The sequence below is a fragment of the Thalassobacillus hwangdonensis genome, from assembly GCF_042675915.1.
In the GTDB taxonomy this organism is placed as follows: Bacteria; Bacillota; Bacilli; order Bacillales; family Halobacillaceae; genus Thalassobacillus_A; species Thalassobacillus_A hwangdonensis.
On the sequence record NZ_JBHTKL010000006.1, the window covers coordinates 496,573 to 508,253 of the forward strand.

The window sequence follows — 11,681 nt, forward strand, 5'->3', positions numbered from 1 at the left end:
TCATTTATAAACGTTCAAAAATGGAATGTCAGGGGTTACTGGACTACTGCCAAAACGTCGCTTTCGCGAAGCACTAAGTATTCTTTGCCTTCGTATTTCACTTCTGTACCGGCAAATTTAGAGTAGATGATATGATCGCCTTGGGATACTTCCATCGCAATCTTCTCACCTTTATCACTCACACGACCACTACCAACTGCAACGACTCTACCTTCCTGCGGCTTTTCTTTCGCAGAATCAGGCAATACGATTCCGCTTGCAGTCTTCTCTTCCTGTTCAACAATCTCGATCACAATACGATCACCTAGTGGCTTTAACAATTCCGACACCCTCCTTGATTTGATTCCTATTTGTTAGTTTCAGTTTATTAGCACTCATCGACATCGAGTGCTAACACAGTTATTATAATAATCAATTCACCTATCTTTTGCAAGTAGAAACAGTCAATTTTTCCGAAAAAATTTGGGATGTTCTTCCTCCTCCCGTAGCTATTGTTACTCGTTAAAAATAAACTGTGTTAAAATACGGAGAGTAGCATTATTGACAACTAAAGGAGTCGTTCGTTTTGCCTAAAAACTACTGGTATATCATCTTGGTTTATGTAGCAGTGGCGCAACTGTCGTCTGCCATCGCCGTACCGGTTCTGATGGTGCTCGGCGTTGAAAAAAATACAGCGATCACCTACTGGTCTGTGACCGCATTTCTTATCGCAACCATCATTATCCTATTCATGTTACGGAAAGATATGAGTCAGGCTTTGGAAACGAGGAGCCGTTCATCCATCGGCGAAATTGCATTATGGTCGTTTCTCGGTATCTTCATTGCATTCTTCGCACAAATGATTGCCGGAATGATTGAAACATTCCTACTCGGAATCAAACCAGGCTCTGAAAATACCCAGGATCTGATGGAACGTGCGCGCATGTCACCGATCTTCATTTCCATAATGGTCCTTTTCGCACCGATTCTGGAAGAGATCATCTTCCGTAAGATCATCTTCGGACAGATCTACAAACGGACGAATTTCTTTATCGCGGTCATCGTGTCCGCCATTGCATTCGCGGCATTCCATATCGATTTCACACATATGATCGTCTATACAGCAATGGGAATCACGTTCGCATTCCTTTATGTAAAAACGAAAAGCATCGTCACGCCGATCATCGCACATATGGCGATGAACGCAATCGTCGTGCTCGTGCAATACAACCTGACTGAAGAAGACATCGAACGGATGCAGCAACAATACGAAAACCTACAAACTATCATTGGGGGCTTATTTCTATGAAGGCATCACCGCTGTTCATGGCCTCCCTGTATTTCATCATGGGGGTCGTGTTCACCTATATCGCAGCGCAAAGTGTCGAGGAGACCATCTGGAACTTCATCACGATTTTCCTGGCGATCCTGGCAACCTTTGATTTCGCTGTCTCGATCCGACTATTCAACCTGCACTTCCGGATCAAAAACCAGAAGAACAACAATAAATAACAAAAGAGGCTGGCACGCTGTCAGCCTCTTTTTTAAAAGCATCGGTTCTATTGATGTGCGGGAATTCACTCGCTTTCCACGGACGAACGGTCAAGCCTCCTCGCTTCGCTGCGGGGTCTCGACTCATTCGTTTTTCCGCAGGAGTCTCGTAAATTCCCCGCACCTCAATGCCCAAAAAGTAAAAATACTTAAAAAACATACTGTACACCATTTCATTTAAAATTTGATGTTCCATTAACACTTCTTAAAGATGAGGGGGAAGGGAAACGGCGAGACTCCAGTGGGGGATAAGTACATGGTGAGACCCCACAGGACGGTACGTCCGAGGAGGCTCAGCGTACGCCCACGGAAAGCGAGTCGTTCCCCTCCCCTACTCCACTCATAAAGTAATGGAACAAAGCATATTAAAAGGAGGAAATACTCATGAAGCGTTTATTACGAGGAGAGCGTGTAAAGCTTTCCAGCATTACTAAAGAAGACTTGCCATACATATCCGAGTGGTACGAAGACACCACTTTTTCAAGAAAATTCGATGCACTGGCATCACAACCTAAGAGCATCGCGAAGCTCGAAAAGTGGCTGGAAGGAATTGATCAAACGTTTGATCAATTCACCTTCGCCATTAGAGACATACAGAATGACAAGTTAATCGGCTACGTCGAGCTCGATGGAATCCTATGGAGCCAGCGAAACGGCTGGGTATCGATCGCCATCGGAAATGAAGCTTACCGAAGCCAGGGATACGGCACAGAAGCAATGCGCCTACTGATCGATTTCGCATTCAATGAATGCAACCTGCACCGCGTCCATCTGACGGTCTTCGATTATAACGAGCCTGCGAAACGACTGTATGAAAAGTTAGGCTTCACCCACGAAGGCGCGCACCGCGAATTCATCATCCGCGACGGTAAAACTTATGACATGCATTTATATGGTCTTCTCAAACATGAGTGGAAATAAAAAATGGGTCTGTCCCCACTAGGGACGGACCCATTTTACTTTTCATCCGGCACACCTTTTAATATGAAAGAAAACGGTACAACGAGCAGCAGGATGACGGCAGAAACGAGAAAAGCTTCATTCAACGTCTGCAATGTAGCTGCCTGCATATCGATTCCCGGCGTCGCTGCCACCTGCGCCCTTCTCACTTCATAATAGATGGAAAAGAACACGATGCCTAACGACGATGACACCTGACGAAGGATATTGTTCATCGCAGACCCCTGAGCGACCAGGTCATCCGGAATCGCATTCATCCCGGAGGTAGTGGCTGGCATGTTCCCCATCCCCATGCCAAGTCCGCGGACTGTATTCAGTACCATGATCCACCAGTATGGTGTGGACAATTTTAGGAAGCTCAACCCGAGAGTCGCGATCCCCATAATGGCAAGACCCGGCGGCACCACGTACTTCGGTCCTTTCCGGTCAAGGATCCTGCCGCCAATCGTCATGAAGATTCCACTTGCAGCCGCTGCCGGTAAAAACAACAGTCCGGTCATGATTTCGCTCAAGCCATACACATTCTGAATCAACAATGGCAATAGAAAAATCCCTGAAAACAATCCGATTGAAGCCGCCGATGTAACCAGGATTGATACCGTGTACGTCGGGACGCGGAAAACGGACAATTCCAATAACGGCTGCTCCTGCTTCCGCTCAAAGAATACAAATACGACCAGTGCGGCTATTCCGCCGATGATCAGCGCTAGGTTGGAAGGCGAGGTCAGCGCTTCAAGCGTGTTCCCTCTTCCAAGTGCAAACAATATCGCACCGATTCCTGAAGTGACAATCGCGAACCCGATATAATCAAATTTGATTTCCGGATTGGTTTCCGTCCGCTTCAGGTACTTGCTTGAAAAGATAAGTCCGATCAATCCGAACGGGATATTGAATAAGAATAGCCATTGCCAATCAAAGTACTGGATGATGACGCCCCCAACGGTTGGTCCGATCGCCGGAGCGACCATCGCCGCAACACCATACACACCGACAGCCATCCCGCGCTCATGCCTTGGGAAAGCGTTGAAAATCAAAGCCATCGCTATTGGCATCATCAGCCCGCCGGCAATTCCCTGGATGGCGCGTGAGATGATGATCATGCTGAGCGTCTGCGATAACGCCCCGCAGATCGACCCGATGATCAGGATGGCAAGCCCTGTGACATATACCTTTTTCTTACCGAACCTGTCACCCATGTAGCCGGTGACAGGCATCGTCATCCCCATCGCCACCATGAAGATCGTGAGCATCCAGCCGACCGCTACGGCATCCGCTTCGAATATTTCCATGAACCTCGGTAAGGTGGGGTTCAACATACTATTGTTCAAAATGACCGTAAAGGTTCCGAACAGAACGGAAACTACTACGAGCCATTTTGAAGGAAGTCTACTCATCGTCATCGCCTCCGAACTTCCTTTTATTTCGACTACCGAAACATCTATTCACCATAATACCATACTATTTTGTCGAATCATCGTCTTATGCTCCTCTTATCTTTTCCCAACCCGTTATTAAATCCAAACAAAAAAGCCGGTCAAAAGACCGACTCACGCTTCATTATCGCCATTTTCCAATGGGTAATGCTTCAGGAAATAAACAAGTGCCTGGAGCTCGACAGCAAGATCGATGTGATGGACACGGACGGTATCCGGAACCGTAATCCTTGCAGGGGTGAAATTCAGGATTCCTGAAATTCCGGCTTCCACGAGCCGATCCGTGATTCCCTGCGCCACAGAAGACGGAACGGTTAGAATCGCAACAGCGATATCGTCTATTTCATCTTCAAGGCTGTCAATATGCTTGATAGGCACCCCGCCGACTTCTTGTCCAACTTTATCTTCACTCGCTTCGAATGCCACTTCGATTTTCGTATTGTTGTTTTTCGTAAAGTTATAATGCAGGAATGCCGTTCCGAGGTTCCCTACGCCAATAAGCGCAACCTTCGTCGTTTCATCCTGATCGAGCGTCTTCCGGAAAAAGGAAAGCAGGTATTCGACATTGTAGCCATATCCTTTTTTCCCTAATGCTCCAAAGTAGGAAAAGTCCCGGCGGATCGTTGCGGAATCGACTTTCACCGCTTCGCTCAGCTCTTTGGATGAGACGCGCAGTTTTCCCTGGCTGTGCAGATTGTTGATGAATCTATAATATAATGGTAATCGTTTTGCTGTAGCTTGAGGTATTTTGTGTTTATCCAGTTCCATGCGTGCGACCTCCTACTTCGTTGTGCGGTGGAAGTCTCCACTTTTTCCACCTGTCTTCTCCATTAAGTATGTCGGGCCAATCACCATCGCCTTATCAATGGCCTTGCACATGTCATACACCGTCAATGCGGTTGCTGAAGCTGCTGTCAGTGCTTCCATCTCTACACCTGTGCTGCCCTTCGTTTTGACAGTGGCTTGAATCAGCAGTTCGAACGTATCTGCTTCATGCTTCCATTCGAAGCCAATGTCGACTCCCTTCAACTGCAGCTGGTGGCACATCGGAATCCAGTCGGGCGTCTTTTTCGCCGCCATGATTCCTGCTACCTGTGCAACGGAAAGGACATCCCCTTTTGCTATTTCATGGTTCGTCACTTTTTCATAAATCTCCTGATTGACTCGGACACTCGTCATCGCCGTCGCTGTACGGACGGTCTCCCCTTTGGAAGAAATATCGACCATGCGTGCCCGTCCCTGTTCGTTAAAGTGCGTGAATTCGGACATAAGCTATGCCTCCTTCATTGAATTCCTGTGCGGCATCTCCTTCATTTTACCAAACATTAAGGTTGAAGTCGTTAACAATTTCACAAACTTGCAGCTAGCTCCTTGCCCCCTCTCCTGATAGTAGGATAAACTTAGGGCATTGAGGTGAACAGACATGATTCTGATGCAAGTGAATCAAGTGGAAAAGCGTTTTGGAGCTGAATTGATTCTATCGAATATAAAAATAGAAGTGCAAACGAACGACCGGATCGCGATTGTCGGAAGGAACGGAGCCGGAAAGTCCACCCTGCTCAAAATCATGGCCGGAGAAATGAGCTATGATGGCGGGGAGATTTTCAAACCGAAGCACGTATCGCTCGGTTACCTTGCCCAGAATACCGGACTTGAATCCGATAAAACGATCTGGGATGAGATGACAGGCGTCTTCTCCCACCTCCAGCAGATGGAAAAGGAACTGCGGGAGATGGAAGTGCAAATGGCTGATCCCGATCTGATCGAAAACCAGACCCGCTATCAGGAATTGCTTCAGGAATATGATAAGAAGCAGCAGGCATTCAAGATTGATGGCGGCTACCAGTATGAAGCCGATATCAAAGCAGTCTTGAACGGGCTAAACTTTGAAAAATTTGACTTGAACACACCGATCAACACACTGAGCGGTGGTCAGAAGACGCGCCTGGCGCTAGGTAAGCTTCTTCTTACCAAGCCAGACATCCTTGTATTGGACGAGCCGACCAACCACCTGGACATCGATACGTTAAGCTGGCTGGAAGGTTACCTCCAAGGATATGAAGGAGCCGTCGTCATCGTATCCCACGACCGTTACTTCCTGGATAAAATCGTCAACGTCGTCTATGAGATCGCCTTCCAATCTTCGAAGAAGTATCACGGTAACTACAGCAAATACCTTCAAAAGAAAGAAGAAGACTATGAACTTGAAATGAAACGCTATGAAAAGCAGCAGTCCGAGATCAAGAAGATGGAGGACTTCATCCAGAAAAATATCGTCCGTGCTACGACAAGCAAACGTGCACAAAGCAGACGAAAACAGCTGGAGAAAATCGATCGCATTGATAGACCAAAGGATGACGATCAGTCCGCCAAATTCTCCTTCCAAATCACAAGGAAAAGCGGGAATGACGTGTTGCGGTTACGTGATCTTTCCTTTAAATATGGCGATAGCAACGCGTTTGTTTTTCAAGGACTGAACCTGGACCTGAACCGTGGCGGCAGTGTTGCGCTTGTCGGACCGAACGGAGTTGGTAAAACGACGCTTTTGAAAACGATCATCGGTGATTTGAAAGAAGCAGGCGGAACCATCCAAATCGGAACGAATGTACAAATCGGCTATTACGACCAGGAACAGACGAAGCTGTCTTCCAACAAAACCGTCCTGAATGAGCTTTGGGACGAATACCCGATGAAGAACGAAAAGGATATCCGTACGGTTCTAGGCAACTTCCTGTTTTCCGGCGAAGATGTCCTTAAGCCTGTCCAATCATTGAGCGGTGGGGAAAAAGCGCGACTCTCCCTTGCTAAGCTGATGATGCAGCAGTCGAACCTGCTCATCCTCGATGAGCCGACCAACCACCTCGATCTCGACAGTAAGGAAGTGCTTGAGGCTGCCCTAGTCGACTTCCCGGGAACGATCCTGTTCGTATCGCACGACCGTTACTTCATTAATAAGATCGCGACCCAGGTGTTTGAGATGAATACGACCGAATCCCGCATGTTCCTTGGCGATTACGATTATTATGTCCAAAAGAAACAAGAAGAACAGGAGCTTGCAGAACTGGAAAAAGCGGATCAGCAGGCGAAAATGGACAAGCCACAGGATACAAAGACATCCTTCCAGCAAGATAAAGCGGAGAAACGGGAAGCACGAAAACGTCAGCGACGAATCGAAGAGATTGAAGCAGAGATTGTGGAAATCGAAGCTAAAATCGAAGAGAACGATGCGCTCTTATGCGAACCAGACATTTATCAGGACCACGAACGCTCTTTAGAATTAACGGAAGAGAATGAAACACTGAATAACAAACTGGAAGCATTGATGGAAGAATGGGAGAACCTGCACGACTGAACGATGCGCCCTTGTCTTAGGGCGCATTTTTATTGTGCATGGTCCTGTATAGACCTTATCCACCAATCCACACAGTTATTAACAACACCATTCCCTTTTTTAAGGTTTTTCACAGGTTTACCCACAATATCCACATGTATAATCTTATTTATCCACATCATCCACAGATTCATCAACAATCCCATGTAAACGTTTCATTAAATGATTATCCACAGAATAAATATGCACCTGTTAATAACCTTTCTGTTCATGTCTTCAGAAAATTAAAAAGGCTCCCCCTTTTTAGAAAAGGAAAAGCCTTATCATCACTTCTTACTTCTTGCTGCGTAACGTTCCAGACTCAATGATGGGTTCGCGTTCAAGTCCCATCCGGCACGATGCCCCTGGTTATAAGCAACAGAGCCTGCAGCTGCTATCATTGCTGCATTGTCTGTGCATAACTTCAATGGCGGAATGAGCAGATCCATCTCTTCTTCAGCAAACTTCGCTTCCAAAGACGCACGCAACCCTTTATTTGCAGCTACGCCTCCTGCGACGATCACTTGCTTCACTCCATATTCTTTTGCAGCCTGGTACGTTTTTGTGGATAACACATCCACAACACTCGCCTGGAAGCTTGCCGCGACATTCTCAGGCGGAATTTCTTCATTTTTTTGCTTAGCATTGTGGAGCTTGTTGATAACTGCCGACTTCAATCCACTGAAACTGAAATCATATGAACCAGACTCCAGCCATGCACGTGGAAAATCAATTGTGACTTCCCCTTCATGTGCAAGACGATCGATGTGAGGTCCACCTGGATAAGGAAGCTTCAACGTTCTCGCCACTTTATCATAGGCTTCACCGGCTGCATCATCACGGGTCTCTCCAATCACCTCAAACGAACCGTGTTCATCCATCAGAATGAGCTCCGTATGCCCACCTGAAACGACTAGCGACAGCAATGGAAACTCGAACTCTTTCTCCAGCCTGTTCGCATAAATGTGACCTGCGATATGATGGACACCGATCAACGGTTTATCCTGTGCAAAAGCAAGTGCTTTCGCCGCATTAACCCCAATCAGCAATGCACCGACCAATCCCGGCCCCTCCGTAACAGCAATGGCATCTATATCCTCCATCGACAACGAAGCTTCTTCCAGTGCTTCCTCAAGGCTGATCGTAATTTGTTCAATATGGTGCCTTGATGCAATCTCCGGCACCACGCCACCAAAACGCTTATGGCTTTCGATTTGTGAAGCCACAACATTAGTAACGATTTCACGGCCATTCTTTACAATCGCAACCGCCGTTTCATCACAGCTCGTCTCGATTGCCAGTATATATTCATGTTTTTCTGTCATCATAATTTCACCCACATAACTAAAGCATCTTCTCCGTCATCCGTGTAATAATTTTTCCGGACTCCACCAGGTACCATCCCGAATCTGCGATACATCCGTTGGGCTGCCATATTGGATACCCGAACTTCAAGCGAGATCTGGATCGCACCCATATCGCGAGCGTACTGAATTACATGCTCGAGCAGAAAGGAGCCATATTCTTTCCCTCTGTATTCAGGGAGAATAGCGATATTTGTGATATGTGCTTCATCGATGATCACCCAGAGGCCACAATACCCGACGACATTCTGGTCTTTCTCAATGACGAAATAATGCGCATATCGATTGATTTCCATTTCGTTTACAAACGTTTCCTTCGTCCATGGCACCGTGAACGATGAATGCTCCACTTCCATGACAGCTTCCAAATCAGCTTGAGTCATTTTACGAACGATAGCGGTATCCATTTCACTTCTTCCCATGCTGTTCCATCCATTTCGCTTCTGCTTCAGCCAGACGCAGGTAGTTTGGCGTAAAGCTGTGCAGATCTTCCGGCTGCTTCGCTTCACCTGCCGCAATGAGCATGCTCGGACGAGGTAAATTCATCGAAGCATGGTCTGCGAATACCGCCTGCTCTCCCAAAGCTTCCTCGATAGAAGCTCTGTGCAGATCGATGTCCTGACTTAGGAATAATATCTTTCGATCCAGTTCCTTCAATGACTCCAGCCACTGATCCAAAGGAATGTTGGTTTCTTCTTTTACAATATCCATAGAAGCATCATATAAGCCGGTAAAGACCAAACCCCTTCGCGCGTCAAAAAAAGGACAGATGTATCCATCGAAAAAGTGGCCCTGGCGTGCAACAACCTCAAGACTGGAAATTCCAACAACGGGGATTCCCAGTGACCATGCCATCGTTTTCGCCGTAGTCAAACCGATGCGCACACCAGTGTACGACCCCGGCCCTTTAGCAACTACGATCCGGTCAAGTTCAGCAGGCTTCATTCCTGCTTCTTTCATCAACTGATCAATTGCCGGCATCAATCTTATTGAATGGTTCTTCTTGATATTCGTGACCAGCTCACCAGCCAGTTGTCCCTCTTTTGTTACTGCCACACCCAGTACTTGATTGGATGTATCGATTGCTAACACATTCATTTGACTAGCTCCTCACAAATCTTTTGCATATGATCGTTCCCTGCTGTCAATTTGATGACACGTTCTGTTTCATTTTTATAAGTAATTTCAATATCAAGCCGTTCCTCGGGTAAAAATTCCTCAATGAACTGAGCCCACTCGACAACCACGACTCCATCACCTGAGAAGTACTCATCGAACCCGATATCTTCATCACTGTCTTCCAGACGATAGACGTCCATATGATAAAGGGGCATCCGACCGAAATATTCTTTAATGATCGTGAAAGTAGGGCTGTTGATCGTGCGCTTCACTCCAAGTCCTGCGCCAAGTCCCTTGGTGAACGTGGTCTTGCCTGCACCAAGGTCCCCCTCCAATGTAAGGACATCACCTGGTTCAAGCCTTTCCCCTATATCAGACGCAAGCTGCATCGTTTGCTCTGCTGATGTTGTAATGATTTCATACATTTTCACATTGATCACCGATCCGATTTTAAGTGTGTATATCCTGACTTATCCAACCGTTTTCGAGTTCCCTTCTCATAAAGGAACACCTGAGCTTCTTTCATTCGTTCCGTCACATGGCCGACTTTCGTTACATCGACCCCTGTTATTTCTGCAGCTTTGACTACAGAAGGCCAGTCCTGTTCAGCAACTGCCCCCAGAAGCTCAAAATCTTCTCCACCATTCAGCACCCAATCAAGATAATGGTTAAATTGCTTCATACTTGGATGAACAGGTAACTGTTCAATATCTATGTGCAAGCTCAACTGTGAAGCCTCTGCAATCTCATTCGCTTCACTGGCAATTCCATCACTGATATCATTCAGAGCAAGCCTGTCCAGGCCATTCAACTCCTCGGCAAAAGCTACACGAGGCTCAGGCAATTGATGACGTCTGACAAAAAAGTCGTACGCAACACGATCACTTATTGAAGCTTCCTCTAACATTAAAGCGAGACCTGCCCGTGAATCGCCAAGTGTCCCAGTAGCAAAAAGAACATCCCCTGGTCGCGCATGACTTCTCATACGACTTTTTCCAGGCGTGACATACCCGAATACTGTAATGGACAGCATCAACTGCTCCCCTGAAACAGTATCGCCTCCAATCAAGTCCATCCGGTAAGACTTTGCCAACTGGTTCATTCCGTTATAAATATGCTGTAACGCTTCTTCAGACCATCTATCTGGAATGACTAGGGATACCATATAGTAAGCAGGCGTTGCCCCCATCGCAGCAAGATCACTGATGTTAGCCGCAAGACAACGGTAACCGATATGATAAGGTTCTGTTGTTGCTTTCGAAAAATGGACATCCTCCACCATCGTGTCCACGGCGGTGACCACATCCCGATAATCAGCACGGAACACCGCTGCATCATCCCCGATCCCTTTTAGTAACGAAGACTGTGAATAAGTGGATGGCTTGATTGAGTTAATAAAAGAAAATTCATCCATGAGGAATCCTCCGTAAAAAGATAGATATCCCTATTATATCAATAAGCAATGAAAATTAAAAAAGTCCATAACAAAAGCCTTAGGAAAATTCCTAAGGCTGAAACATTCAAATGAAAAATGGCGGTCCGGACGGGACTCGAACCCGCGACCTCCTGCGTGACAGGCAGGCATTCTAACCAACTGAACTACCGGACCAAAACTTATGTAATAGAGAAATTAATTGGTTGCACCACAGGCACTACCATCTTCAACTAACGAATAAGTTAATTCGACGTTGTTAGTTGAAATAAATTGGTTGCGGGGGCAGGATTTGAACCTGCGGCCTCCGGGTTATGAGCCCGACGAGCTACCAGACTGCTCTACCCCGCGGTAATGTATAGTAAAACTATACGATATGAAATTGAGTCAGCCTAGCGGTGTCCTACTCTCACGGGGGTAAACCCGACTACCATCGGCGCTGGAGAGCTTAACTACTGTGTTCGGCATGGGAA

General features: G+C 46.7%; 14 protein-coding genes, 2 tRNA genes and 1 rRNA gene. 4 read left to right on the forward strand and 13 right to left on the reverse strand.

The window, feature by feature from the left end:
- Nucleotides 1-35 precede the first annotated feature (35 nt).
- The gene (gene groES, locus ACFQ2J_RS18065) at nucleotides 36-320 is read right to left on the reverse strand and encodes a co-chaperone GroES (RefSeq protein ID WP_386063950.1); all 285 of its coding nucleotides are present in this window, start codon (nucleotides 318-320) and stop codon (nucleotides 36-38) included.
- A 245-nt stretch (nucleotides 321-565) separates the two neighbouring features.
- Between groES and ACFQ2J_RS18070 the strand changes: the two genes are divergently transcribed.
- Entirely contained in the window at nucleotides 566-1,288 is a 723-nt protein-coding gene (locus tag ACFQ2J_RS18070; RefSeq protein ID WP_386063952.1) for a CPBP family intramembrane glutamic endopeptidase, read from the forward strand.
- A complete protein-coding gene (locus tag ACFQ2J_RS18075) occupies nucleotides 1,285-1,491 on the forward strand; it encodes a YdiK family protein (RefSeq protein ID WP_386063955.1) in 207 nt (68 codons plus the stop codon). The genes ACFQ2J_RS18070 and ACFQ2J_RS18075 overlap by 4 nt, the downstream gene beginning before the upstream one ends.
- Here the strand turns inward: ACFQ2J_RS18075 and ACFQ2J_RS18080 are convergent.
- Nucleotides 1,463-1,726 carry a hypothetical protein gene (locus ACFQ2J_RS18080; protein ID WP_386063958.1) on the reverse strand — a complete coding sequence of 88 codons (264 nt, stop codon included), beginning with the start codon at nucleotides 1,724-1,726 and terminating at the stop codon, nucleotides 1,463-1,465. The two genes, ACFQ2J_RS18075 and ACFQ2J_RS18080, sit on opposite strands and share 29 nt — an antisense overlap.
- A 188-nt stretch (nucleotides 1,727-1,914) precedes the next feature.
- On the opposite strand from ACFQ2J_RS18080, the gene ACFQ2J_RS18085 reads away from it, so the two are divergent.
- Entirely contained in the window at nucleotides 1,915-2,451 is a 537-nt protein-coding gene (locus ACFQ2J_RS18085; protein ID WP_386063961.1) for a GNAT family N-acetyltransferase, read from the forward strand.
- A gap of 35 nt (nucleotides 2,452-2,486) precedes the next feature.
- Here the strand turns inward: ACFQ2J_RS18085 and ACFQ2J_RS18090 are convergent, their stop codons facing one another.
- The 3 genes from ACFQ2J_RS18090 to moaC form a co-directional block, all read right to left on the reverse strand.
- The gene (locus ACFQ2J_RS18090) at nucleotides 2,487-3,884 is read right to left on the reverse strand and encodes an MDR family MFS transporter (protein WP_386063964.1); all 1,398 of its coding nucleotides are present in this window, start codon (nucleotides 3,882-3,884) and stop codon (nucleotides 2,487-2,489) included.
- A 153-nt stretch (nucleotides 3,885-4,037) separates the two neighbouring features.
- Nucleotides 4,038-4,691, reverse strand: coding sequence for a redox-sensing transcriptional repressor Rex (locus ACFQ2J_RS18095; RefSeq protein WP_386063967.1), 654 nt, complete (start codon nucleotides 4,689-4,691; stop codon nucleotides 4,038-4,040).
- A 12-nt stretch (nucleotides 4,692-4,703) separates the two neighbouring features.
- On the reverse strand, nucleotides 4,704-5,192 hold the full coding sequence (gene moaC / locus ACFQ2J_RS18100) for a cyclic pyranopterin monophosphate synthase MoaC (protein WP_386063969.1): 489 nt from the start codon (nucleotides 5,190-5,192) through the stop codon (nucleotides 4,704-4,706).
- 154 nt (nucleotides 5,193-5,346) lie between these two features.
- On the opposite strand from moaC, the gene ACFQ2J_RS18105 reads away from it, so the two are divergent.
- A complete protein-coding gene (locus ACFQ2J_RS18105; RefSeq protein WP_386063972.1) occupies nucleotides 5,347-7,275 on the forward strand; it encodes an ABC-F family ATP-binding cassette domain-containing protein in 1,929 nt (642 codons plus the stop codon).
- A gap of 305 nt (nucleotides 7,276-7,580) precedes the next feature.
- Here ACFQ2J_RS18105 and tsaD read toward each other — a convergent pair whose 3' ends face one another.
- The 8 genes from tsaD to rrf form a co-directional block, all read right to left on the reverse strand.
- Nucleotides 7,581-8,618, reverse strand: coding sequence for a tRNA (adenosine(37)-N6)-threonylcarbamoyltransferase complex transferase subunit TsaD (gene tsaD / locus ACFQ2J_RS18110; RefSeq protein WP_386063975.1), 1,038 nt, complete (start codon nucleotides 8,616-8,618; stop codon nucleotides 7,581-7,583).
- A complete protein-coding gene (gene rimI, locus ACFQ2J_RS18115) occupies nucleotides 8,618-9,079 on the reverse strand; it encodes a ribosomal protein S18-alanine N-acetyltransferase (RefSeq protein WP_386063978.1) in 462 nt (153 codons plus the stop codon). Before rimI ends, tsaD begins: the two co-directional genes overlap by 1 nt.
- A complete protein-coding gene (gene tsaB, locus ACFQ2J_RS18120; RefSeq protein ID WP_386063981.1) occupies nucleotides 9,066-9,755 on the reverse strand; it encodes a tRNA (adenosine(37)-N6)-threonylcarbamoyltransferase complex dimerization subunit type 1 TsaB in 690 nt (229 codons plus the stop codon). The genes rimI and tsaB overlap by 14 nt, the downstream gene beginning before the upstream one ends.
- Nucleotides 9,752-10,207: a tRNA (adenosine(37)-N6)-threonylcarbamoyltransferase complex ATPase subunit type 1 TsaE gene (gene tsaE / locus ACFQ2J_RS18125; RefSeq protein WP_386063983.1), complete on the reverse strand. Its 456-nt coding sequence runs from the start codon at nucleotides 10,205-10,207 to the stop codon at nucleotides 9,752-9,754. Before tsaE ends, tsaB begins: the two co-directional genes overlap by 4 nt.
- Before the next feature lie 5 nt (nucleotides 10,208-10,212).
- A complete protein-coding gene (gene thiL, locus ACFQ2J_RS18130; protein WP_386063986.1) occupies nucleotides 10,213-11,190 on the reverse strand; it encodes a thiamine-phosphate kinase in 978 nt (325 codons plus the stop codon).
- A 118-nt stretch (nucleotides 11,191-11,308) separates the two neighbouring features.
- A tRNA-Asp gene (locus tag ACFQ2J_RS18135) sits at nucleotides 11,309-11,385 on the reverse strand.
- A gap of 97 nt (nucleotides 11,386-11,482) precedes the next feature.
- Nucleotides 11,483-11,559 (reverse strand) — tRNA-Met (locus ACFQ2J_RS18140).
- Between the two features lie 39 nt (nucleotides 11,560-11,598).
- Nucleotides 11,599-11,681 (reverse strand): 5S ribosomal RNA (rrf, locus tag ACFQ2J_RS18805); the annotation flags it as partial.